This is a genomic window from Sphingomonas sp. SORGH_AS_0438 (assembly GCF_031453475.1).
Lineage (GTDB): Bacteria > Pseudomonadota > Alphaproteobacteria > Sphingomonadales > Sphingomonadaceae > Sphingomonas.
Genome location: NZ_JAVIZS010000001.1, coordinates 2,748,653 through 2,771,607, shown reverse-complemented (window position 1 = coordinate 2,771,607; position 22,955 = coordinate 2,748,653). Strand labels below are relative to the sequence as shown.

Here is a 22,955-nt window from a genome sequence, read left to right as displayed (position 1 = left end):
GAACCATCCTATTATAGGAGGGATCGATTGGACCGGGCGAAGGCGGGCGGAAATCATGGTAGATAACGGCGCATTGATCGGGCTGAGCGTGCTGAGCGGAAATGTCAGCCTCTACAACAGCTTCACGCCGCCCAAGATCGAGACCAAGGCGCAACGCAAGGCCAAGGCAGCGTTCACGACGCCGGTCATCACGGCGCCGTGGAAGGAGAAGCCATCGACCGCTTCGATCAGCACGCAGGTGTCGCAGATCAAGTCGATGTCGTCGCTCGTCGACAAGCCCACCGCTTTTATCGGCAAGATGCCGGATGATGTGAAAACGGTATTCACGGCCTACAAGGCGAGCGACCGGTTGCGGATGCTGGCCGAGGCGGCGTCCAAGTCCGGCGTCTCCGAGGCGGAGCGTGCCGGGCTGCAAAAGGCGTTCGCCAAGGGCTTGGCGGATTTGAAGGCCTATCTGGCGCAGGCCCCCTCGGACAAAGTCGACCTGGCCTATGGCCGGTCGGCGCGGCAGGTGAAGAGCATCGGTATCCAGACGTCGTCGACGCAATCCATGGCCTCGATCAAGGGTGAACTCGTCGCCGACAGCGCCACCGCGCCGCTGTCCGGCCTGGTGGGCAATGAAAAGCTCAAGATCACGCTGAAGCAGTTCAACCTGAAGGATACGGTGACGCTGGACCTGGCGACCTTGCCGCAACCGCCCAGCCTGTCGGACGTGACCAAGGCGGTGAACAAGCTGATTTCCGACATACCCAAGTTGAATGCGGATGGTACGGCCGTCACTGATAGCAAGGGGGAGAAGGTATCGCGCTACGCCACCCGTTTCGCCACCCTGTACACCCCGACGCCTTCAACAAATCCGAAAGCGACCCAGGCGGAAAAGGATGCCGGGCGCTATTCCTTGCAAATCCAGCAGGATGCCATGGAGTCGGTGGCGATCGATCAGATTGGCGGTGACGATGCGGTGATGGTGGCGGCGGGGTTCACGGAGCGGAACATCAGCAGCAGCACGAACCGCGATGGCACACCGGCCAAGGTTGACCTTTCCAGGACGGCGGTCGCCACCTCGCTGACCCGATTCGATCGGGCGGATAGTGACTTGGCGCGCCGGACCCTGACAACGACGATGACCGCGACGGACCGTGTCGCCACCGAGCGGCAGCAATTCCGTCAGGAATCCAGCACGACGAAAACGGGAACCAAGGACCCGACGGTGATGGCCGCGCTGACCACACAGGCGATGGTCACTGATGCCGAGGGCAACAGCTACATCGTCGGCACGACGGCCGGCGACCTGGGTGCCAATCGCGGCGATGGTAAGGATGACCTGGCGCTGACCAAGGTGAGCAGCGAGGGCAAGATACTCTGGCAGCGGACATTGGGCACGGCCGGCACGGCGAAGGGCGCAGCGATCACACTGGCACCCGATGGCGGGATCATCGTTGCGGGTACGGTGACGGGCGGTATCGATTCCGTCAATAGCGATGGGGATATGCTGGTGACCCGCTTCGACGCGGCGGGCGACAACAGCTTCGAGACGGTGATCCGGTCCGCCGGCGCGGATGTGGCGACCGCCGTGGCCGTGGCGGCGGACGGCTCGATCGTGGTCGGCGGTCGCCGCACCGGCAGTGACGGCAATGGTGACGGGTTTCTGGTCAGCCTGTCGGCGACCGGCGTCCAACGTGGACAACGGACGATCGATGCCGGGGGCAGCGAAGCGGTGCGGTCGCTGGCGTTCGGTACCGATGGATCGCTGATCGCGCTGACGAACGAGTCGGGGCGGGCGGTCGTGCGCACGATCGATCCACTGGCGCTTGGAACGGACCGTGCCAAGTTGGACTTGGGAACAGTCGACGCGCGTGCGCTGGCGGTGGCCAGCGATGGTACGATCGCCATCGCCGGCGCGACGAGCACGGCCGTCGCTGGTCGCAATGTCAATGCGATAGGGGGCGGACAGGACGGCTTCCTGACCCGTCTGGCCAGTGATCTGACCGGCGCATCGACCAGCTATATCGGCACCAGCGGCAGCGACCAGATCGACAGCGTCCGTTTCATGAACGGCGCCTTCTATGTCGGCGGGCGGACCGATGGCAATTTGGTCGGAACGCGGACCGGCACCCTGGATGCCTTTGTCGCCCGTGTCGGCGTCGGCGACGGTGCGATCGGTGCCACCAGGCAGTTCGGCAGTGAGAACCGGACCTATGAACCGGTGATTGTCTCGGCAGCCATCGGCGGATCGACCGTCCTGTCGGCGCTGGGCCTGCGTCGCGGGACGCTGACGCCGGAGGATTCCACCAAGCTGGAAGCGCAGACCGATATCCGGCCGGGGGACAGCTTCAAGATCAAGGTGAATGGCGGCCGAGAGAAGGTGATCACGATCGCCGAAGGCGAAACGCTGACCACCTTGACCGACAAGGTCCGCAAGGCCACCGGCACCAAATTTGCCACCGTGTCGATGAGTTATGCCGAGGGTGGACGGTCGCTGAACATCGCCGCCAAGCCGGGACAGGAGATCGAGCTGGTCGCCGGGGCAAGCGGCCGTGATGCCTTGGTCAAATTGGGCCTGGAGGCGCGTCGCATCACCGCGCCCGCTACCGTGACCAAGGGGGCGCCGTTGGTGACGCCGGGCGGAAGCTTCGGTCTCGACCTGAGTGACAGCCTGACCATCGCGACCAAGGATGACGCCAAGACCGCGCTCGCCCGCTTGGAACAGGCGGTTTCCTACAGCCAGTCGGCCTATCGCTCGCTTTATTGGGACGATGCCAAGGCGGCACGGGCGGATCCTCAGAAGAACAAGGGTGGCAGCGACGCCGCCGCGATCGCGCGGATCAACGCGCAGACCGCCAGCTATCGGGAGGCGCTCGCCCGTCTGAGTTCCGCTTCCAAACCCTCCACCTCTTTCGGATTCTGACCCATGGCCGACGGCATTCCCCCCATTCTCTCCGGCATCGCGCGGGAGATGCGGCATCTGGCCGAGCGGCAGAAGGTGGTCGCGCAGAACATCGCCAATTCGGAGACGCCCGGCTACAAGGCGCAGGATGTGGTCGCGCCCGATTTCTCGGCGCTGCTCGACGTGCATTCAGGCCCGGCGACGATCGCGCGGCCGCAGGTCGCGCTGACCGCCGGCATGAGCGCGCTGGGCGCGCGGCCGCTGCGCGGCAGCGGCGCGGTGATCGTCGATCATGACGTGAGCGAGACCAAGCCCGACGGCAACAATGTGACGCTGGAGGACCAGCTGCTCAAGATGGGCCGCATCCAGTCCGACTTCGCCGCGATGACCAGCCTCTATCGCAAGCAGCAGGGCCTGCTGCGCACCGCGATCGGCAAGGGCGGGGGCTGATCCCCGCCGGCCACCGTCAGACGAACAGCGCCGCCACGACGCCGGCGACATGGCCGGGCGGCAGCGGGTCGAGCGCGATCTCCGTCTCGGGCAGGACGCTGTATCCCTTCATCGCGCCGTGCCGGTCGAGCGCGACCGACACCAGGCGAAAACCGCCCTCGACCTCGATCAGGGCCAGGCCGCCGGCTTGCGGATAGCGGTCGGGATCGACGATCACCACCGACTGGCCGGGCAGGCCGCCGCCCAGGGTGGGCCGGCAGACGCGCAGGCCGAAGGCGCGCGGACCGGCGATGGCGGGGCATTCCACCCGCATCCCCGTCGGCGTCATCGCGATCAGCCCGTCGGCCAGCGGCGCGCCGAACAGCGGCACCATCCGCTGGATCGGCGAAACCGGCATCGGCATCGACACCTGGCCGGGCGCGGCATCGACCGGAAAGGCGTCGGACTCGCCACCCGCCAGGCGCACCAGGTCCTGGCGCAGCGCGGCGATGCGTTGGCGACTGCGGTCGTGGCGGCGCTGCGGCCCGCTGATCGACGCCAGATAGGGTTCGAGCACGCCCTGTTCGTGCCAGGCGACGAGCTGTTTCCGCAAGGCTGCATCATCGGCGACGTCGAACAGGCGGCACAGCGAGTCGATCGTCTGGCGATTCCAGCGATCCAGTCCCTTCTGCGCATTCTCGATCCGCGACAGGATCACCGGCGGAATGTCATAGTCGCGATCGAGCAATGGGGCGCTCAATTGCGGGTCGGTGGCGCGGCGATGGCGCATCGCCGCGGCGAGAAGCAGCGCCATCCGCGCCTCCTCCTCGTCGTCGCTCGCGGCGCCTTCGGCGAAGGGCGCGTACCAGCGTTCGATATCGAAATCGGCGGCGTCCATGTCGAGCAGCAGGTCGACCGGCGCGACATCCAGCGCGGCGGCGATCCGCACCAGCTCGTCGGCCCGCGCGAACACCTCGCCCCGCTCGATCTTCGACAGGCGGATATAGGGAATGTCGCGCAGCGACGCGGCGAAGGGCAGCAGCTTGAGCTGGCCCCGCTCCATCCGCCGTTCGCGGATGCGATTGGGGAAGACGACGTTGCGGAAGCGATCGACGGGGATGCTGCCCGGCGGCCCGGCCGCGACCATGGGGTCGCCGCGACGGGTGCGACGGCGACGCAACGGTACATCGACCTCAAGGGCCGAGCGGTCAGGATTCATTCCTACTTCCCAAGCTCAGACGGGCGCTCTGTCCCTTGCCGAACCTGCATATCGGATGAACGACGCTTCCGATAGATGGGAAGCAATATGGTTAGTGGACGGTGGGGCGATCCATCGCCGCGAGCATCGGCCAGATGCCGTCGGTCGCCATCGGCAGCACGGGCAGGGCATGGCCGTCGCAGCCGGCCAGGTCGAATAGCCAGGCGGGGTCGCTGGTCGGCCGGTCATGGGTCAGGGTCAGCCCGGTACCATCGGTGACCAGGGTGACGGCGGCGCCCATGGCGGGCGCGGTGGCGAGGCGGCCGAGCAACTGGCGCGCGGCCAGGTCGAAGGCGACGACGGCGGGGCGCAGCACCGGATCGCCGGTCAGGACGCGGGCCCGGTCGAGGCAGATACGCGAGTCCGACGTCCACAGCGTCAGCCGGCCGTCCGGGGTTCGTGCGAGCAGGGCGGCATCGCTGAGCGAGAGCAGGCCACGCGCCACGACGATCAGGTCGCCGGCGGCTTGCTGGAAGTCGGTGTCGACCAGCGCCATCAACGGAGCGATGCGCTTGTCCACCAAATTGTCGCCCATCATCGATACGCTCTCCAGATACTTCTTCATTCTAGGAGCGTTGCGCCGTTTCAGGGCGTAGGTTGCGGGAATTACGGTCGGGCGACGGCGCAGCGACACGGGATCAGCGTGCGGCGGACTTGGCGATGGCGCGCGGGCGGGCGGGCAGGGCCGGGCTGCGCAGGCCGTCGGCGAAACGCGGCGTGCGCTGGGCCAGCTCTGCGATCGCCACCGCTGCCCGCTTGGCGACCTGGCGCGAGCGTTCGCGCGCCGCGTCGTCGATCATGGAAACAGCGTTTTCCTCTTCGCTCAGGCTGAGGCGGCGTTCGATCGCCTCGCGATGGGTGGCGATCCGCTCCTCCAGCGCGCGGACCTCGGTGGGGTCGACCGGATAGAGGTCGGAGCGGAGGCGCGGGCCGGTGGTGGTGCCGGCGGCCGGGGCGCGGGTGCGGGCGCGGCGCTTGAGCTGGTCCATGCCGACGGTGCGCAGATGCTCGACATATTCGCTGACCAGGCGGGTCCGCGTGGTGTCGGCCATATAGGAAGAAGCACCCGATTCGGTCCGCTCCAGCGACTCCTCGTCGAGCAGCATCGATTCCAGGCTGTTCTCCTCGCCCTCTCCGGTCGTCGAGACGGCGTGGAGCGACACGGTGGTCGCGGCGACGCGCTTCGCCGAGGGGCGCTGGTCGGTCATCAGGCGGAAGCGCAGGCCCTGCAGCTCGCCGCGAATCTGCCAGTTCACGAAGGTGGTGAACTGCGCCTTTTCCGGATTGTAGGCCTGGATCGCGCGGTGGACGCCGATCGCGCAGACCTGCTCGGCATCCTCCCAATGGGCGAGCAGGCCGTATTGGCGGATGAAGTGGCGGATGCGGGGCGCGATCAGCTTCAGGATGGTCGCGAAGGCGCGCTCGGATTCGACGCGCTGCCGGTTCGTCTGGCGCTCGCCCTCGGCGGGCGTGGCGGCGATCACGGTAGCGACGGCGGCTTCCAGAGCGGCGGTGATCTTGGACATTGCAGGTTCCCCAAACCCAGGAGCGACGTTCGCTCCGTACGAGGACCTTAGTGAAGCGAAATGGTTAACATCCTGTATAAATCCATTAGGAGTCTTTTTTGATCCTATAATGGAAGGTGGCGCTTCTCAGAGGGTTCGCGCGAAGCGGCCCGCGTCGATGTGATGATCGACATAGCCGAGCAGCCAGTTGCGATGCGCGGCGGTGGCGGTGCCCGCCTGGGCGATTCGCCGGCCGCTGTCGCCGCTGCCGACCTGCGCATGGAGCAGGGTGCGGGCGCGATGTTCGTCGAGACCACCATGGCGCAGGAAGCGAATCGCGTCGCCCAGGCCCAGGTGATGCGCGAGATAGGCGAGTCGCGCGGTGCCCGATTCGGCACCATCGATATTGACGCCGGCCCGCTCCAGCCCGTCGAGATTGCGGCGGGCATAATCGGCGATGCCATTGATCGCGGCGGTGGGATCGTAACGGAGCGCGAGGATATTGGCGCGTGCGCTGGCCAGCACCTGACCATTCCCGCCCAGCCAACCATTGGCGCTGGCGAGGGCGTTCAGCCAGGTGCCCGGCGTCTCGGCCATGCCTTCCCAGGTGCGGCTGAGGAACTGGCCGAGGCCGGCGGCGCTGGAGCGCGGGTTGCGCGACAGGGTCTGCCAGCGGCCGGACGAATCCTTGCCCGCTTCGGCATCGACGATTGCGGCCAGCGCGGCGGCGGGAATCCCGGTGCGCGCGGCGGCGGTGCGCAGCGCCGGCGCATAGACCTGATTGGGGCCAAGCCCATCGACCTCGACCGAGGCCGTCGTCGGTGACGATGTGTGGACCGCCGGCTTCGCGGGCGCACTGGGCGCGGCCGGCGATGGGGCGGACTCGCCCAACAGGGCGAGGAGGGAATCGAGATTGGCGCGGCGCGTGTCGCTGTCGAACGAGGGCAGGCGGCCGCCATCCTCCTGGTCGGAGCGACCGGTCGGCCCGAGCGCGGCGCGCCACAGGCGCTGCGACATTTCCGCCTGCGCCTCGCCATAGATCAGCGCCGCGCGCCGCGCCGGCGGCAGCGCCTGGAAGGCGAGGCGGTCGATCACGGTAGCGGACTGGTACGGCGGAACCGCCCGGCACGCGCGCCGACCCGGTCGTCATTCGCCATCTGTTCGGCATTGGCCTCCAGACGCAGCGCTTCCTCGCGGAAGGTGCCGGCGGCATTCTCGATCGCGGTGCGCGAGCCATAGCAGTCCACCGCCTGGCGACGCAGTTCCTCCAGCTGGGCATGGGCCAGCGCCCGCCGTTCGCGCAGGCGCTGGCGGTCGGCGCGGGCGCGCACGAAAAAATGCTCGGTCAACATGCGATGGTCGCTGCCGGACGCGACGCCTTCGCGGCGCATCGCGGCATCGATCTCGCGCTGTGCCTGCTCGACGCGTTGCAGTTCGTCGATGGCCTGGCCGATCGCCGCACGCACCTGGTCGAGCTGGCGATCGGTCACGCGCAGCGCGGTGTCATAGGGCGTCTTCACGCCGCATTCTCCAGCGTCCGAGCCCCCTCGATCAGGGCGTTCAGGTCGGCGAAGATCTCATCGGCGCGGCCGCGATCCTGCTTGCCCTGCTTCAACAGCCCCTCGATCGTCGGCGCCAGCCGGATCGCGGTGTCGACCTCTGCATTGGAGCCGGGCTTGTAGACGCCGAGCTGCACCATCTCCTCCATGTCGCCGAAGGTCGACAACATGCGGCGCGCGGCGAGGCGGGTCTCGTTCTCGGCGGCGTCGTGGCAGTGCGGCAGGGTGCGCGAGACCGACTTGAGCACGTCGATCGCCGGATAGCGGCCGCGCTCGGCGATCTTGCGGCTGATCACGACGTGACCGTCCAGGATGCCGCGCACCGCATCGGCTACCGGCTCGTTATGATCGTCGCCATCGACCAGCACGGTGAAGACGCCGGTGATCGATCCCTGGCCCGTCCGGCCCGGTCCCGCCCGCTCCAGCAGGCGCGGCAGTTCGGCGAAGACGGTCGGCGTATAGCCCTTGGTCGCGGGCGGTTCGCCGCTGGCGAGGCCGATCTCGCGCTGCGCCATGGCGAAGCGGGTGACCGAATCCATCAGGCACAGCACGTTCAGCCCCTGGTCGCGGAAATGCTCGGCGATCGCCATCGTCGTCCAGGCGGCCTGGCGACGCATCAGCGCCGGCTCGTCGCTGGTCGCGACGACCACGACGCTGCGGGCGAGGCCCTCCGGCCCCAGATCGTCCTCGACGAATTCCTGCACCTCGCGACCGCGCTCGCCGATCAGGCCGATGACGGCCACGTCGCACTTGGTCCAGCGCGCCAGCATCGACAGCAGCACCGACTTGCCGACGCCCGAGCCGGCGAACAGGCCGAGCCGCTGCCCGGTGCAGAGCGGCGCGAACACGTCGAGCGCGCGCACGCCGGTCTCCAGCTTGGCGCCGACGCGGGCGCGCTCGGCGGCCGGGGGCGGCGCGGCGCGGATCGGCCGGGCGACGAGCCCCGAGGGCAGGATGCCGCGGCCGTCGACCGGACGGCCCAGGCCATCGACCATGCGGCCCAGCCAGGTCACGTCGGGGCGGACGTTGAACTGGCCGGCGGCCAGCACCGCGCGCGCGCCGGTGGCGATGCCATAGGGGTCGCTGAACGGTAGGCACTGGCACAGATCGCCTTCCAGGCCGGTGACTTCCGCTTCCAGCGTGCCCTTGTCATGGGCGATGCGCAGGCGCGATCCGATCGCGGCGGCGCCGGTCAGGCCGGCGACCTCGATCAGCGCGCCGCGTACCGAGACGACGACGCCGTAGCGATCCTCGCGCGGCATGTCGCGCAGGGAGGCCGCCGCCATCGCAAAGGAGCTGTCCGGGCGCATCAGGCTGCCTCCCCCTCGATGCGGGCGAAGACCGCGGCTTCATGATCGATCAACACGCGGCAGGCGCCGAGCGCACGATAATAGTCGCTGACGGCGACGAAGCTGGCGAATTCCAGGCACGCAGTGCGTCCGGCCGCAGTCTCGAACACACCCATCAGGTCGGCGAGCATATCGACGACCTGAAGCCGATGACGTTCGCGATTGGCTTCGTCGATATAGGCGAACATGGTGGCCAGATAGAGCCGACGGGCCGGCGTCGTGGCCTGATCGGGGTGCATCACTTCGCGCGCGCGCAGCAGCGACACCTGATTTTCGATCAGCAGTTCAGTGCGGCCTCGGGCTCGAAGGACCGCGCCGTTCACGATCATCTTCTCGCCATCGCGCAACGCAATCCGCAGGGTCATCGATCGGCTCCATTTATGTGATGGGCATCTTATAGGAACCGTAGCGGCAGCTTCGGACGCGGCCCGGCAATTTTTGCCGTCACTTTCTGGCGGGGCGGCAAATCCGGCCTGGTGGCGACCGGCCGCGACCGCGTCCCTCTATAATCGGTTAAGACGGGCATCGGCCCGCCGCTGTCCCCCGTCCTGTCCCGCATAGGAGACGCACAAGTGAGTCTTTATTCCGCCCTGTCGGCCGGCGTGTCCGGCCTCAACGCGCAGAGCAGCGCGATGGCGACCGTCGCCGACAACATCACCAACATCAACACGGTCGGCTACAAGGCCACCGAAACCCAGTTCAGCACGATGGTGGGCGAGGGGCGCGCGGGCGCGACCTATGTCGCCGGCGGCGTCAAGGCCGTGGCTCATTCGCTGATCTCCAAGGCCGGTCTGACCGCGCCGTCGAGCAACTCGACCGACCTGTCGATCAACGGCAACGGTTTCTTCGTCACGCGCGCCGGTTCGGATGCGAACAGCGCCGTGTCGCTGACCCGTGCCGGCTCGTTCGTGCCGAACAAGCAGGGCTATCTGGTCAATACCTCGGGCGCCTATCTCCAGGGGTGGCGCCTGTCGCCGACCGGCGGCTACGTCAATACCGGCACGATGACCGGCCTGGAATCGGTGAAGCTCAGCGACCTGCAGGGAACGGCCAGCGCGACCACCGCGATCACGATGAAGGCGAATTTCCCGACCACCACCACCGCCTATACCGGCACCTACAATGCGGGCGACATGGCATCGGGTGCGGTGACCCCGGCATTCACCCGGCCGTTGGACGTGACCGACGCGCAGGGCGTATCCCACCGTGTGAACCTGGCGGTGATCCGCACCGGGGTGAACACGTGGAGAGGCGAGATCTATGCCTCGCCGGCTAGCGAGGTGACGGCCGGCGGCGGCGTGCTGGCCAGCGGCACGATCAAGTTCAACGCGGACGGCAGTCTGGACAAGGCCGGCAGCAGCGCCGCGCTGTTCGGATCGATCACGCCGAGCTGGACGAACGGCGCGGCCGCATCGCCGATCGCGCTCAACTTCGGCGACAATGGCGGCGTCAACGGCTTCACCTCCTATGACACGCCGTTCACCGCGACGCCGACCGTCAATGGCGGCAAATTGGGGACGATCGCGTCGATCGAGGTGTCCACCGACGGCATCGTCAGCGCCAAGTTCGAGGATGGCACGTCGCGCGCCGTGTTCAAGCTGCCGATCGCGACCGTGCCCAATCCGGACGGCATGACCCGTATATCGGGCAATGGCTTCGCCACCTCCAGCCAGTCGGGCGACTTCAAGATCGTCGCGCCCGGCGAGGGCGGCGGCACCATCTCCGCCTTCTCGCTGGAGGCATCGACCTCCGACCTGGGCAAGGAGTTCACCGACATGATCCGCTTCCAGCGCGCCTACAGCGCCTCGTCGAAGATCATCACCACGGTGGACGACATGCTCCAGGAAGTCAGCAACCTGAAGCGCTAAGATAAGGAACGGACGCGGTGTCGCTCAGTCAGATCCTGTCATCGGCCCTGTCGGGCCTCAACGCGGCGCAGGCCGGCATCCGCACCGCGTCCAACAACATCGCCAACGTCAACACGACCGGCTATGCGCGCGAGAAGCTGTCGCAGCAGACCGGCGTGGCCGGCGGCCGGACCAACGGCGTGCTGGTCGGCGAACCCGCCCGGGTCGCCGACCGCTATCTGGAGGATGTGGTCCTTGGCCGCGCAAGCGATGCGGGCGCGGCGGCTACCACCTCCGACTATCTGCAACGCTTGCAGGCGCTGCTCGGATCGCCGGGATCAAAAACCGCGCTGCCGGGCCGGTTGCAGGCGATCATCGCCGCCACCACCGCGCTCGGTGGCACGACCGGCGGTACGACCTCCGGCACGCAGGCGGCCGCCACGATGATGGGGGCGATCGCCGATACGGTCGCGACGATGCAGTCGATCGGCAGCGATGTCGAGGCGATGCGCAGCGAGGTGGACCACAATACCGGGCAGACGGTGCGGCGGATCAACACGCTGCTCCAGACGCTGCACGGCCTGAACGACGATATTTCCCGGGCCGAGGCGCTGGGGCAGAGTTCGGCCGGCGCGGCCGACCGGCGGACCACGGCGATCGAGGAATTGTCGGGGCTGATCGGCATCGACACGCAGCGCCTGCCCAATGGCCGCATCACCATCGCGACCAAGGGCGGCGTGACGCTGCTCGACAAGCTGCCACGCCAGTTGAGCTATGATAGCAACGGCTCGGCGACCATGACCTCGGGCTATCCGGCGATCGCGGTGCATTTCGCCGACGAGAAGGGCGTATCCGGCGCCGCCACGGGCGAGACGCTGGACGGACCGCAGCTCGGCGGCAAGCTGGGCGGGTTGATCGACCTGCGCGACCGGCAACTGCCCGATTTCGCCGAGCGGCTGGGTTCGGTCTTTGCCGGCCTGGCCAAGGCGCTGAACGCCGCCAGCAACGCCGGTACGGCCGTGCCCGCGCCCAATCGGCTGGAGGGGCGGCCGACCTTGCTGTCCGGCAGCGACCGGCTGGGGTTCAGCGGCGGCATCACCGTGGCGGTCACCGCGCGCGACGGGACGCTGGTCGGTCAGTCCACCATCAACCTGTCCGGCCTGTCGACCGTCGATGACGCGATCGCCGCGATCAATGCCGGATTGGGCGGAGCGGCCACCGCCAGTTTCACCAATGGCAGCTTGTCGATCACGGCGGCGGGCAGCACCAACGGCGTGGTGGTCGCGCAGGACAGCAGCAACCCCAGCGCGCGCGGCGGCGTCGGCTTCTCGCAATATTTCGGGCTGAACGACGTGGTGCGCAGCAAGACCGCGCCGCTCGTCCCCTCCGGCTTCGTGGCGACCGACGCACACGGGCTGAACTTCTCGGCCGGCGCGACCGTGGAGATGGCGGTCCGCGACTCCAACGGACGGGTCGCGGCGACCTACAGCCTGACCGGCAGCGCCGGGGCCAAGGTCGGCGACCTGGTGACCGAACTGAACGCCAGTCCGCTGGCGCGATACGGTGCCTTCTCGCTCGACGATAGCGGCCGCATCCGGTTCAGCGCCAGCAGCACCAATGGCGGTGCCGAGGTGTCGATCCGACGGGATACCACGACGCGTGGCACGACCGGCCTGGGCTTTTCCGCCATGGCCGGGTTCGGCGGCAACGAGGCCGGGCTGGCCGGCGCCAGCATCAGCAGCATCATGACGGCCGACGCCACCCGCGTGCCGCTGGCCCGGCTACAGGCCGCCTCGGTCGGGCAGAAGGCATTGGGCGTCGGCGACCGCTCGGGTGCGAGCGACTTCATCAATGCCCTCTCGACCGCGACCGATCTGGGGCGGGACGGCACCACCAGCGTCCAGCAGCTCGCCACCAAGGTGCTGGGCGAGACGGCGGGCACCGCCAGCCGCGCCAAGGAGCGCGCCGAGGAAACCGGCGATCGTCGCAGCGATGCGACCGCCCGGCGTGACAGCTTCTCCGGCGTCAATCTGGACGAGGAACTGGGCCAGCTCGTCGTGCTCCAGAACAGCTACTCCGCCTCCGCCCGGCTGATCAGCGTCGCGAACCAGATGTTCGACTCGCTGCTGAGCACCATCAAATAAGGACTGGCCATGACCCGTATCGCCACCATTCCGCTTCAGCAGGCGCAGGCCGCCGGCATCGCCCGCGCCACCGACAAGCTGAACGACGTGATCAACCAGCTCAGCTCGGGCAAGAAATCGCCCGACCTCGCCGGCCTCGGCAGCGATGCGGTCCGCTCGCTCTCGACGCGCAACATGCTCGCCCGGCAGGAGGCGCAGGGCAAGGCGGCGTCGCAGCTCGGCACGACGTTGTCGCTCTACGCCACCAATATCGGCGCGATCGATGCGTCGGCGACCAGCCTGCGCACGACGTTGCTGACGGCGGTCGGCAATGGGGACGGAACCGCTGCGCAGGGCGCGATCGTCAGTGCGTTTCAGCAGATCCGCAACGCGCTCAATGCCAGTGACGGCGAAGTGTCGCTGTTCGCTGGCAGTCAGACCCAGGGCACGCCGTTCAAGCCGGTGACGCTGGCCGATACGGTCGGTGCGACGACGGCCACCGCCTTCGCCGATGACGGCGTGCGCGCCTCGGCACGGGTCGGCGACGCGATCGACCTGACTTACGGCGTGTCGGCGCGGGAACTGGGCGGCGACCTACTCCAGGCGTTCCGCACCTTGGCGGAGGCCGGTGATATCGGCACCACGCTGACGGCGGCGCAGAAGACGGCGATGACAAGCGCCGCGGATCAGATTCAAAAGGCCCTGGCCGGCGTACGGTCGATCGACGGCGAAAACGGCCGCAAACAGGCGCTGCTCGAATCGCTCGGCACGCGGGCTGCGGAACGCAGCACGCTGCTCAAGGGCGTGATCGTCGATGCGGAAGATGCCGATTATGCACAGCTGTCCACCGAACTGGACCAGCAGCAACAGGTGCTGAAGGCCAGCTATTCGGTGTTCAGTCAGGTCTCGAAGCTCAGCCTGACCGACTATATCCGATGATCCGAGTTTGACCTTCGGTGCTCCCCGGCGAGCTTTGCGAGCGTAGCTTAGCGATCCAGCGCCGGCTCAGGACGCCTTAAACCGCTTCGCCACACTCGCGACGACGATGCCGGGTCCCGTGGACATCGGCAACGTCGATGCGCTTCGAGAATAGCGCCGCGCCTATTTCGTCAACGTCGTGCGATCCAGGTCGAGCGAGGCGGCCGGCACCACCTCCACCTTGGGATAGGCCTTGCGCAGCGGCTCCAGGAACTGCTTGGCATCACCCACCACGACGATGCTCGCCGCCTTGGGGTCGAGCAACGCCGCCGCTGCCGACTGCACCGCCGCCGGATCGACGCCCTGCACCTCGGCGGTGTAGCGGCCCAGCTCGGTCAGCGGCAGCGCCTGCACGACATAGCCGCCGATCAGCCCTGCAATGCCGTCGGTCGTCTCCACGGTGCGGCCGAAATTGCCGACCAGCACCGCCTTGCGCGTCTCCAATTCGCTCGGCGGCACCGGGGCCTGGCCCATGCGCTGCATCTCGGCCGCGATCAGCGACACGACCTCCGCCGCCGTGGCGTTCTTGGTCTGGGTGCGCGCCGCGATCGCGCCCGGCTGGCGTCCGGCCGACAGGCTGCTGCCCGCGCCATAGGCCAGGCCGCGCTTGATGCGGATTTCCTGGTTCAGCCGCGACGAGAAGCCGCCGCCCAGCACGGTATTGGCGACCGCCAGCGGATAATAGCGCGGATCGGCCCGCGCGATCGCAGGGCGCGCCACGACCACGCCGGCCTGGCCCGCGCCGGGCATGTCGACCACGATCACGCGCGGGGCCGGAAAGCCGGCCTCCGCGGCGGCGGCGGCCGCAGCACCGGGGGGCGACACGGTCCAGCCGCCGAACTGCTGCTGCGCCAGGGCCTGCGCCTTGGCCGGGGTGATGTCGCCGACCAGGATCAGCGCGGAGCGGGACGGGGCCCAGGTCCGCGCATAGGCGGCGGTCAGGTCCTGCCGGGTCAGGGCCTTGAGCGAGGCGGGCGTCCCCTCCAGCGGCGTGCCATAGGGCCGGTCGCCGAACACCGCGCGGCCCGCCACCAGCCCGGCAAGCTGCGCCGGGTTCTTGTACGCGACGGTGATGCCGTCGATCGCCTGGGCGCGGGCGCGCTCGATCTCCTCGGGCGCATAGGCGGGATGCTGCGCGACATCGGCCAGGATGGTCATCGCCGGATCGATCTGGTCCGACTTCACCGTCAGGTCGACCGACGCGCCGTCGCGGCTGGCATCGCTTTCGATCGCACCGCCCAGCGATTCGACCGCGCGGGCGATCTCGGTGGCGGAGCGGGTCGCGGTGCCCTTGGTCATCAGCGCCGCCGACAGGCTGGACGCGCCCGCCGCCCGTGCCGGATCGGTCGCGGCCCCGCCTGTCGCGACCAGCGAGGCGGTGACCAGCGGCAGGTCGTGCCGCTCGACGGTGATGACTCGCAGGCCATTGGCCAGCCGCGTCTCGACCGGCTTGGGCAGGTCGGCGGCGACGGGCGCGGCGGGGGCGGGCGGCTGGACCCGCTGGCCCTCGGGCGCGGGGGTGAAGACGGGGATATTGGCCGGGGCCTTGAGCGCGGCGACCTGCACGGTCGGGGCGATGGTCACCGGATCGGCCGGGGCGCCCGCCGGCTTCTGCTCGATCGGCAGGTAGCGGATCGTCGCCGCCTGCGCCTCGTTCAGATAGCGGCGCGCGACGCGCTGCACATCGGCGGCGGTGACCCGCTGGATCGCGGCGAGCTGGCGGTCGGCGGCGCGCGGATCGCCATCGATGATGACCGAGGAGGCGAGGGTCGACGCCTTGCCCTCCGCCGTCTCGCGCGCGCGGATCGCGCTGGTCAGGATCTGGTTCTTAGCCTCCGCCAGTTCGGCGGCCGACACGGGCGCGTCGCGCAGCCGGGCGATCTCGCGCTTCAGCGCCGCCTCGCCCTGCGCCACCGTCTTGCCGCCGGCGAGGATCGCATAGGCGACGAGGTTGCCGGTGCCCTGCTTGGTGTCGAAGAAGGTCTCGGCCGATTGCGCGATCTGGTCGCGATAGACCAGGCTCTCATAGAGGCGCGAGCTTTCGCCCGTCGCCAGCACCGCGTTCAGCACCGACAGCGCCGCGATGTCGGGATCGCGGTCGGCGGGGACGTGCCAGCTCATCAGCACGGCCGGCAGCGGCGTGTTCGCCTCATAGACGGTGCGCGTGACCGGCGCGGTGCGGGCCGGCTCGGCCACGGTCACGCGCGGGATCGGATAGCCGGGCTTGGCGATCGGCGCGAAATACTGGTCGACCCAGCGGTTGAGCTGCGCGGGATCGAAATTGCCCGACACCACCAGCACCGCATTGTCCGGCCGGTAATAGGTGGCGTGGAAGGCGCGCACATCGTCGATCCCGGCGGACTGAAGCTCCTCCAGGCTGCCGATGCCGGGCCGCGCATAGGGGTGCGTGGTGTAGGACACTTCCGGATAATAGATGGAGAACAGCTTGCCATAGGGCTGGGCGAGCGTGCGCTGGCGCAGCTCCTCCTTCACCACGTCGCGTTCGGAGGCGAAGCTGACCGGCTCGACGACCAGGCTGGCCATCCGGTCCGCCTCCGCGAACAACAGGCGTTGCAGGTGGTTGGCGGGCACCACCTCGAAATAATTGGTATAGTCGTCGTTGGTGGAGGCGTTGTTATAGCCGCCGACATCCTCGGTCAGCCGGTCCATCTGCTCTGGCACCAGGTTGCGCGTCGCCTTGAACATCAGATGTTCGAACATGTGCGCGAAGCCCGACCGGCCCTTGGGATCGTCCTTGGACCCGACATCGTACCAGACCTGGACCGAGACATTGGGGGTCGAGGTGTCGCGCAGCGCATAGACGCGCAGGCCGTTGGGCAGCGTGCGTTCGGTGAAGTCGAGCGGCGCGACGCTGGTCGTGTTCGGCGCGGCCTTGGGCGCGGCGGCCTGGGCCAGAAGGGGGGCGGGCAGCAGCGCGGCGCTCAGCAGCAGGCCGGCACGGATCAGACGCATTCAAGGCTCCGGGAACAGGGGTGTCGCGCCGGGAACCTTATATCATCGGCGTCCGTCGTCCAGCGGGATCGGGCCGGTTCACCGACATTCGCCGCGCCGGGCGGCGACGCCCGCGGCGTGACACGGGGAGGGGCAATCGGCGCATTTCGGGCGTTGGGCGATCGATTGGAGAGCCCGATGCCCGATTGGTCGGCCATGTTTAAGCCGGAGCTGTCGCTGTTGGAGGTGATGGCGCGCGGCACGATCATGTACCTGTTCCTGTTCCTCGTCATGCGCTTCCTGCTCAAGCGCGAAGGCGGTCAGGTGAACATCGCCGACATTCTGGTCGTCGTCGCGGTAGTCGATGGCGCCCAGCCCGCGTTCAGCGGCGACGCGCAGTCGATCACCGAAAGCGCGGTGTTCGTCCTGACGATCCTGTTCTGGAGCTGGCTGCTCAATTGGGCCAGCTTCCGGTTCAAGCGGTTCGCCTTTCTGACGGCGGCGCCACCCATGATCCTGTTCGAGGACGGCCGGCTGCAGTGGAAGAACATGCGCAAGGCACTGATGAGCCGCGAGGAGCTGATGCAGCAGCTGCGAGAGGAGGGCGGCGTTGACGATCTCAGCCAGGTCGAGCGCATCGTCATGGAAGGGGACGGCGAGGTGAGCGTCATCAAGAAGCAGGATGCCGCGTAAGTTTGACCACGCGGCCGTCGGCCCTCCATATTGCGAAGGGGCCCGCACGACGGATGCGTGCCCCTCCCCAAAGGCGGGTCAGTCCTTGCTCTTCGACCCCTTGCGGTCGGACGACTTGCCGCTCGACTGCGCATAGAGCACCGCCGCCGCGACGGCGGCCGAGCCGATGCCGACACCTAGGCCGATCTTGGCGAGCGGCCAGTTACGCGCCTTGGCGGCGACCGTCTCGGCGGCGGCCTCGGCCTGCGCCTTCACCTCGGCGGCGGCGGCGAGGATCTCGTTGGGCTGGTCGGTCGTGTCGGTCATGCGGTCTCTCCTTTGGCGGCGCCATCGTACAGCGCACGGAAATCATTCGCGAAACGGGTCAGCCGGCCCTCGGCGATCGCCGCGCGCAGATCGGCCATCAGCGTTTCATAGAACCAGATATTATGCTCGGTCATCAGCATCGCGCCCAATATCTCGCCCGAACGCACGAGATGGTGGATATAGGCCCGGCTCCAGGTCGCGCAGACCGGGCAGGGGCAGGTCGGGTCGAGCGGCCCCTGATCCTCGGCGTGGCGGGCGTTGCGCAGGTTGAGCGGGCCGGTGCGGGTGAAGGCCTGGCCCGTCCGGCCCGAGCGCGTCGGCATCACGCAGTCGAACATGTCGATGCCGCGCTCCACCGCACCGACGATGTCGGTCGGCTTGCCGACGCCCATCAGGTAGCGCGGCTTGTCGGCGGGCAGCTGGTTCGGCGCGAAGTCGAGACAGCCGAACATCGCCTCCTGCCCCTCGCCGACCGCCAGGCCGCCGACCGCATAGCCGTCGAAGCCGATATCGATCAGCGCATCGGCCGACGCCTTGCGCAATCCCTCGTCCAGCGCGCCCTGCTGGATGCCGAAGATGGCATTGTGTTCGGCATGGTCGCCGCCGCCATCGAACGCGTCGCGCGACCGCTTCGCCCAGCGCATCGAGCGTTCCATCGCCGCCGCCTGCACCTCGCGCGTCGAGGTGGTCGGCACCAGTTCGTCGAACGCCATGACGATGTTGGAGCCGAGCAGCCGCTGGATCTCGATCGACCGCTCCGGGCTGAGCAGGTGGCGCGTGCCGTCGAGATGCGACTTGAAGGCGACGCCCTCTTCGGACCGCTTGGTCAGGTCGGCGAGGCTCATCACCTGATAGCCGCCGCTGTCGGTCAGGATCGGCTTGTCCCAGCCCATGAAGCCGTGCAGCCCGCCCAGTCGGTGGACCCGCTCCGCCCCCGGCCGCAGCATCAGGTGATAGGTGTTGCCGAGCAGGATGTCCGCGCCCGAGGCGGCGACATCGGCGGGCTTCATCGCCTTGACGGTGGCGGCGGTGCCGACCGGCATGAAGGCGGGGGTGCGGATCGTGCCGCGCTCCATCGCGATGGCGCCGGTACGCGCGCGGCCATCGGTGGCGGCAATCGTGAAGGTGAACCGGCTCATCGGCGGTCGCGCCGCTCCTTGCGAGGGCCCCGCGCGGCGGGGTCTGGGACGGGGCCGTTGGCATCGGCCGCGGTGGTGCGGATCGTCAGCAGCTCGGCGCGGCTCAGCGCGCCGTCCTTGTTGCGGTCGAACCGGGTGAACAGGCGCGAGAAATGCGCCTGGAGCTCGTCGAGCGAGACCTGGTTGTCGCCGTCGCGATCGACGTCGAAGGGGCTGGGCAGCGCGTTGCGGTCGCCCAGATAGCGCTCCGCCCAGTCGGCGAAGGGAAAGTAGCGGAGCTGCCCGGTCTTGCCCGTGTCGAACGCCGTGAAGCTGCGCGCGACGCAGTCCTGCATCTCGTTGCGGGTTGTCTCGGCATCGCCGTCCGCATCGCAGGCCGCCAGGAACATGCCGACCGGCTCGACCACCAGGGTCGCGGGCGTCTGGCCGAACGCCTTGCCCGGTGCGGTGACGCGGATCTCGGGCGCGTCCTGGGGCGGGGGGCTGGGAAGGGACGCCGGGGCCTGGAGCAGCAAGGCGAGGAACAGCATGGCGGACCCTTCAGGGAATCAGCAGCGACGCGTCGCCATAGGAATAGAAGCGATAGTCCTGCGCGATGGCATGGGCATAGGCGGCCTGCATTCGCTCGCGCCCCATCAGCGCCGAGACCAACATGAACAGCGTCGAGCGCGGCAGGTGGAAATTGGTCATCAGCCCGTCGATCGCGCGGAAGCGATAGCCGGGAGTGATGAAGATCGCGGTATCGCCGGCGAAGGGCGCGATCACGCCGTCCTCGCCGGTCGCGCTTTCCAGCAGGCGGAGCGAGGTGGTGCCCACCGCGATCACCCGGCCGCCCTTGGCGCGCACCGCGTTCAGCCGATCGGCGACGGCGGCGTCGATGCGACCCCATTCGGCATGCATCCGGTGGTCGACGGTATCCTCGACCTTCACCGGCAGGAAGGTGCCCGCGCCGACATGCAGCGTCAGAGTCTCGTGTCCGATCCCGGCGGCGGTCAGCGCCTCCAATAGCCGGGGCGTGAAGTGCAGCGCCGCGGTGGGCGCGGCGACCGCGCCCGGATCGGCGGCGAACATCGTCTGATAATCCTCGGCGTCGCGCGCCTCGATCCCACGCTTGGCGGCGATATAGGGCGGCAGCGGCATCCGCCCGGCGCGCTCCAGCAGCAGCTCGACCGGCTCGTCGCCGGCGAAGTCGAGCAGCCAGCTGCCATCCTCGCCGCGCGCCGTGCTGGTCGCCTCGACGCCCGCGCCAAAGTCGATCCGGTCACCGTCGCGCAGCCGCTTCGCCCCCTTGACGAAGGCGCGCCAGCGGCGCGGCCCCTCGCGCTTGTGGAGCGTGGCGGCGATGCGGGCCTCGCCGCGCCGACCCTCCAGCTGCGCCGGGATCACGCGCGTGTCGTTGAAGACCAGGCAGTCGCCGGCACGCAGCGCCTGCGGCAGGTCGCCGACCGAGCGGTCGAGCGTCGCCTCGCCGTCGAGCACCAGCATCCGCGCCGCGTCGCGCGGGGCGGCGGGGTGCAGCGCGATCCGCTCGGGCGGCAGCGCGAAATCGAACAGATCGACGTTCAACGGGCGGGCGCAGCCTTGCGGGGGGCCGTGGCGGGCGCGCGCTTCGGCAGCGCCTTGCCGGCGGGGGCGCCGGCGCCGGGACCGGTGCCGGGCAGCGTCACCGGCGCGCCGAGCGCGGCGGGGGCGGGCGGCGGCGCGGGGACATAGGCCGGCGGATTGTCGGCGGCGATATAGGCATGGACGATGCGGCTGGGATTCTGCGGCGGCTCGCCCCGCTCGATCGCGTCGACATATTGCATCCCGTCGATCACCCGGCCGAACACCGTGTACTTCTTGTCGAGCGCGAGACGCGGCTGGAAGACGATGAAGAACTGGCTGTTGGCGCTGTCGTTATCGTCGGCGCGGGCCGCCGACACCGCGCCGCGCACGTGTGGCAGATAGTTGAACTCCGCCTTCACATTGGGCAGCGTCGATCCGCCGGTGCCGTCGCCCTTGGGGTCGCCGCCCTGCGCCATGAAGCCGTCGATCACCCGGTGAAAGGTGAGGCCGTCATAGAAATGCTGGCGGGTCAGCGTCTTGATCCGCTCCACCATGTTCGGCGCGACATCGGGTCGCAGCCAGATGGTGACCCGGCCACCGGTCGACAGGTCGAGCAGCCAGAGATTCTGCGTGTCGGTGATCGCAGGCGGTGCCGCGCGCGTCGTGGCGGCAGGGGCATCCTGCGCCAGGGCGGGAGCGGCGAGGCAGGCGGCGAACGCAAACAGACCGGCGAAAAGGCGCATGGACATCCACTCTTGGGTAATCGGCGCGGGCTGTAGAGCAATTGCCGGCTTGCGCCAAACTGAACATCGCCGTGCCCACGGGCTGTAAAATGCCGCCCTAGCCGGCGAGGGCGGCGAAAATGCGGCATGGCGTGCCTTGGTGGTGCTCCTGCGAAGGCCGGAGCCCAGGGTCGCACACACCATCAGGCGTTGCCTTGCCCGGCCCTGGGCTCCAGCACATCCTAGCCGATCAGCAACCCCGCCAGCGCCGCCGACATCAGGTTGGCGAGGCTTCCCGCCGCCAGCGCGCGCAGGCCGAGCCGGGCGATCATCGGCCGCTGGTTGGGGGCCAGGCTGCCCGTCACCGCCATCTGGATCGCGATCGAGGAGAAATTGGCGAAGCCGCACAGCGCGAAGGTGATGACCGCGACGGTGCGCGGCGACAGCAGCGCCGCCTGCTTGCCGAGATCGATATAGGCGACGAACTCGTTCAGCACGATCTTCTCGCCGAACAGGCCGCCGGCGATCCCCGCCTCGTTCCACGGCACGTTGAGCAGCACCATCACTGGCTGGAAGACATAGCCGAGCAGCGCCTGGAAGCTGAGGCCGGGCAGGCCGATCAGCCCGCCGAGACTGCCGAGCAGGCCGTTGGCGAGCGCGACCAGCGCGACGAAGGCGAGCACCATCGCGCCCACCGCCACCGCCAGCCGCACGCCGGTCTGCGCACCCTGCGCCGCCGCCATGATCAGGTTGGCGGGCTTTTCCTCGTCATGCGTCGCCTCGGGCAGCGGCTCGCCGGGGATCGCCTCGCTGGGCAAAGAGGCCGGGCCCGCGCCGCTCATCCGGGTCTCGGCCAGGGCGATCTGGCGCGTCTCGTCGGGCAGGTCGCCCAGCGGCAGCTCGCCCTCGGGCGCAACGCTGCGGTCGGGCATGATGATCTTGGCCATCAGGATGCCGCCCGGCGCGGCCATGAAGCTGGCCGCCAGCAGATATTCGATGCGGATGCCCATCGAGGCATAGGCCGCCAGGATCGTGCCCGCCACGCCCGCCATGCCGCTGGTCATCACCGTGAACAGCTGGGGCGGCGTCAGGCCGGCCAGATAGGGGCGGATGACGAGCGGCGATTCGCTCTGGCCGACGAAGATGTTCGCCGCCGCGCACAGCGATTCGACCTTGGAGGTGCCGACCACCCACTCGATCGCGCCGCCGACCCAGCGGACGATCAGCTGCATCACCCCCAGATAATAGAGGATCGACACCAGGCTGGCGAAGAAGATGATGACCGGCAGCGCCGCGATCGCGAAGCTCTGTCCGCCCACCGCCGGGTTGGCGAGGTTGCCGAACAGGAACTCCGTGCCGCGCTGCGAATAGCCGAGCAGCGCCGCGACGCCGCCCGACGCGGTCGCCAGCGCCGCGCGGCCCGGTCCCCAATAGAGCACCACCACCGCGATCAGGGCCTGGAGCGCGAAGGCGGAACCCACCACGCGCAGCCGGATCGCGCGCCGGTCGGTCGACAGCAGCACGGCGATCCCCAGGATCACGGCGATGCCCGCGATCCCGATCAACAGTCGTTCCATCAGCGCAAAGCTCCGCAGACCATTGCGCCGTCCCATCCGAAAGCCACGCCGTCATTCCTTATTGCGCGGGCACACCGCGCCCGCAT

Annotated in this window: 20 protein-coding genes; 6 read left to right on the top strand and 14 right to left on the bottom strand. The window is 68.7% G+C overall.

Annotated features, from left to right (window positions below):
• The first annotated feature begins 55 nt into the window (after window positions 1-55).
• Window positions 56-2,908, top strand: coding sequence for a hypothetical protein (locus QE452_RS12900; protein ID WP_309657484.1), 2,853 nt, complete (start codon window positions 56-58; stop codon window positions 2,906-2,908).
• Window positions 2,909-2,911: 3 nt separating this feature from the next.
• Window positions 2,912-3,337, top strand: coding sequence for a flagellar basal body protein (locus QE452_RS12895; RefSeq protein WP_309657485.1), 426 nt, complete (start codon window positions 2,912-2,914; stop codon window positions 3,335-3,337).
• A 16-nt stretch (window positions 3,338-3,353) separates the two neighbouring features.
• Here QE452_RS12895 and QE452_RS12890 read toward each other — a convergent pair whose 3' ends face one another.
• From QE452_RS12890 to QE452_RS12860, 7 genes are all read right to left on the bottom strand, one after another.
• Window positions 3,354-4,535, bottom strand: a complete 1,182-nt coding sequence (locus QE452_RS12890) for a helix-turn-helix transcriptional regulator (protein WP_309657486.1) — start codon at window positions 4,533-4,535, stop codon at window positions 3,354-3,356.
• 91 nt (window positions 4,536-4,626) lie between these two features.
• The gene (locus QE452_RS12885) at window positions 4,627-5,139 is read right to left on the bottom strand and encodes a hypothetical protein (RefSeq protein ID WP_309657487.1); all 513 of its coding nucleotides are present in this window, start codon (window positions 5,137-5,139) and stop codon (window positions 4,627-4,629) included.
• Window positions 5,140-5,212: 73 nt separating this feature from the next.
• Window positions 5,213-6,100: a sigma-70 family RNA polymerase sigma factor gene (locus tag QE452_RS12880; protein WP_309657488.1), complete on the bottom strand. Its 888-nt coding sequence runs from the start codon at window positions 6,098-6,100 to the stop codon at window positions 5,213-5,215.
• 126 nt (window positions 6,101-6,226) lie between these two features.
• A complete protein-coding gene (locus QE452_RS12875) occupies window positions 6,227-7,174 on the bottom strand; it encodes a peptidoglycan-binding protein (protein WP_309657489.1) in 948 nt (315 codons plus the stop codon).
• Entirely contained in the window at window positions 7,171-7,599 is a 429-nt protein-coding gene (locus tag QE452_RS12870; RefSeq protein ID WP_309657490.1) for a hypothetical protein, read from the bottom strand. Before QE452_RS12870 ends, QE452_RS12875 begins: the two co-directional genes overlap by 4 nt.
• Window positions 7,596-8,948, bottom strand: a complete 1,353-nt coding sequence (gene fliI / locus QE452_RS12865) for a flagellar protein export ATPase FliI (RefSeq protein WP_309657491.1) — start codon at window positions 8,946-8,948, stop codon at window positions 7,596-7,598. The genes QE452_RS12870 and fliI overlap by 4 nt, the downstream gene beginning before the upstream one ends.
• Window positions 8,948-9,352: a flagellar biosynthesis repressor FlbT gene (locus QE452_RS12860; RefSeq protein WP_309657492.1), complete on the bottom strand. Its 405-nt coding sequence runs from the start codon at window positions 9,350-9,352 to the stop codon at window positions 8,948-8,950. Before QE452_RS12860 ends, fliI begins: the two co-directional genes overlap by 1 nt.
• Window positions 9,353-9,559: 207 nt before the next feature.
• Here QE452_RS12860 and QE452_RS12855 point away from each other — a divergent pair, with 207 nt between their 5' ends.
• From QE452_RS12855 to QE452_RS12845, 3 genes are read left to right on the top strand one after another with little or no spacing between them, the layout of a single operon-like run.
• A complete protein-coding gene (locus QE452_RS12855; RefSeq protein WP_309657493.1) occupies window positions 9,560-10,855 on the top strand; it encodes a flagellar hook protein FlgE in 1,296 nt (431 codons plus the stop codon).
• Between the two features lie 17 nt (window positions 10,856-10,872).
• Window positions 10,873-12,978, top strand: coding sequence for a FlgK family flagellar hook-associated protein (locus QE452_RS12850; protein WP_309657494.1), 2,106 nt, complete (start codon window positions 10,873-10,875; stop codon window positions 12,976-12,978).
• A gap of 9 nt (window positions 12,979-12,987) precedes the next feature.
• Window positions 12,988-13,896 carry a flagellin gene (locus QE452_RS12845; protein ID WP_309730131.1) on the top strand — a complete coding sequence of 303 codons (909 nt, stop codon included), beginning with the start codon at window positions 12,988-12,990 and terminating at the stop codon, window positions 13,894-13,896.
• 162 nt (window positions 13,897-14,058) lie between these two features.
• On the opposite strand, the gene QE452_RS12840 is transcribed toward QE452_RS12845, so the two are convergent.
• A complete protein-coding gene (locus QE452_RS12840; protein ID WP_309657496.1) occupies window positions 14,059-16,908 on the bottom strand; it encodes a pitrilysin family protein in 2,850 nt (949 codons plus the stop codon).
• Between the two features lie 177 nt (window positions 16,909-17,085).
• Here QE452_RS12840 and QE452_RS12835 point away from each other — a divergent pair, with 177 nt between their 5' ends.
• Entirely contained in the window at window positions 17,086-17,580 is a 495-nt protein-coding gene (locus QE452_RS12835) for a DUF421 domain-containing protein (RefSeq protein WP_125993273.1), read from the top strand.
• 78 nt (window positions 17,581-17,658) lie between these two features.
• Here QE452_RS12835 and QE452_RS12830 read toward each other — a convergent pair whose 3' ends face one another.
• The 6 genes from QE452_RS12830 to QE452_RS12805 form a co-directional block, all read right to left on the bottom strand.
• Window positions 17,659-17,886 carry a hypothetical protein gene (locus tag QE452_RS12830; RefSeq protein WP_309657497.1) on the bottom strand — a complete coding sequence of 76 codons (228 nt, stop codon included), beginning with the start codon at window positions 17,884-17,886 and terminating at the stop codon, window positions 17,659-17,661.
• Window positions 17,883-19,025: a tRNA guanosine(34) transglycosylase Tgt gene (tgt, locus tag QE452_RS12825; protein WP_309657498.1), complete on the bottom strand. Its 1,143-nt coding sequence runs from the start codon at window positions 19,023-19,025 to the stop codon at window positions 17,883-17,885. Before tgt ends, QE452_RS12830 begins: the two co-directional genes overlap by 4 nt.
• On the bottom strand, window positions 19,022-19,555 hold the full coding sequence (locus QE452_RS12820; RefSeq protein WP_309657499.1) for an EF-hand domain-containing protein: 534 nt from the start codon (window positions 19,553-19,555) through the stop codon (window positions 19,022-19,024). The genes tgt and QE452_RS12820 overlap by 4 nt, the downstream gene beginning before the upstream one ends.
• 10 nt (window positions 19,556-19,565) lie before the next feature.
• Window positions 19,566-20,591, bottom strand: a complete 1,026-nt coding sequence (gene queA, locus QE452_RS12815) for a tRNA preQ1(34) S-adenosylmethionine ribosyltransferase-isomerase QueA (RefSeq protein WP_309657500.1) — start codon at window positions 20,589-20,591, stop codon at window positions 19,566-19,568.
• On the bottom strand, window positions 20,588-21,313 hold the full coding sequence (locus tag QE452_RS12810) for a peptidylprolyl isomerase (RefSeq protein WP_309657501.1): 726 nt from the start codon (window positions 21,311-21,313) through the stop codon (window positions 20,588-20,590). The genes queA and QE452_RS12810 overlap by 4 nt, the downstream gene beginning before the upstream one ends.
• 221 nt (window positions 21,314-21,534) lie before the next feature.
• Complete coding sequence (locus tag QE452_RS12805; RefSeq protein ID WP_309657502.1) at window positions 21,535-22,869, bottom strand: nucleoside transporter C-terminal domain-containing protein; 1,335 nt, start codon at window positions 22,867-22,869, stop codon at window positions 21,535-21,537.
• Window positions 22,870-22,955 lie beyond the last annotated feature (86 nt).

Bases quoted from the DNA above. Each gene is read 5' to 3' on its own strand.
- QE452_RS12900 (WP_309657484.1), top strand. From the start codon at position 56: ATGGTAGATAACGGCGCATTGATCGGGCTGAGCGTGCTGAGCGGAAAT.
- tgt (WP_309657498.1), bottom strand. From the start codon at position 19,025: ATGAGCCGGTTCACCTTCACGATTGCCGCCACCGATGGCCGCGCGCGT.
- QE452_RS12835 (WP_125993273.1), top strand. From the start codon at position 17,086: ATGCCCGATTGGTCGGCCATGTTTAAGCCGGAGCTGTCGCTGTTGGAG.
- QE452_RS12890 (WP_309657486.1), bottom strand. From the start codon at position 4,535: ATGAATCCTGACCGCTCGGCCCTTGAGGTCGATGTACCGTTGCGTCGC.
- QE452_RS12805 (WP_309657502.1), bottom strand. From the start codon at position 22,869: ATGGAACGACTGTTGATCGGGATCGCGGGCATCGCCGTGATCCTGGGG.
- QE452_RS12840 (WP_309657496.1), bottom strand. From the start codon at position 16,908: ATGCGTCTGATCCGTGCCGGCCTGCTGCTGAGCGCCGCGCTGCTGCCC.
- QE452_RS12880 (WP_309657488.1), bottom strand. From the start codon at position 6,100: ATGTCCAAGATCACCGCCGCTCTGGAAGCCGCCGTCGCTACCGTGATC.
- QE452_RS12845 (WP_309730131.1), top strand. From the start codon at position 12,988: ATGACCCGTATCGCCACCATTCCGCTTCAGCAGGCGCAGGCCGCCGGC.
- QE452_RS12810 (WP_309657501.1), bottom strand. From the start codon at position 21,313: ATGCGCCTTTTCGCCGGTCTGTTTGCGTTCGCCGCCTGCCTCGCCGCT.
- QE452_RS12895 (WP_309657485.1), top strand. From the start codon at position 2,912: ATGGCCGACGGCATTCCCCCCATTCTCTCCGGCATCGCGCGGGAGATG.
- fliI (WP_309657491.1), bottom strand. From the start codon at position 8,948: ATGCGCCCGGACAGCTCCTTTGCGATGGCGGCGGCCTCCCTGCGCGAC.
- QE452_RS12885 (WP_309657487.1), bottom strand. From the start codon at position 5,139: ATGAAGAAGTATCTGGAGAGCGTATCGATGATGGGCGACAATTTGGTG.
- QE452_RS12860 (WP_309657492.1), bottom strand. From the start codon at position 9,352: ATGACCCTGCGGATTGCGTTGCGCGATGGCGAGAAGATGATCGTGAAC.
- QE452_RS12830 (WP_309657497.1), bottom strand. From the start codon at position 17,886: ATGACCGACACGACCGACCAGCCCAACGAGATCCTCGCCGCCGCCGCC.
- QE452_RS12820 (WP_309657499.1), bottom strand. From the start codon at position 19,555: ATGCTGTTCCTCGCCTTGCTGCTCCAGGCCCCGGCGTCCCTTCCCAGC.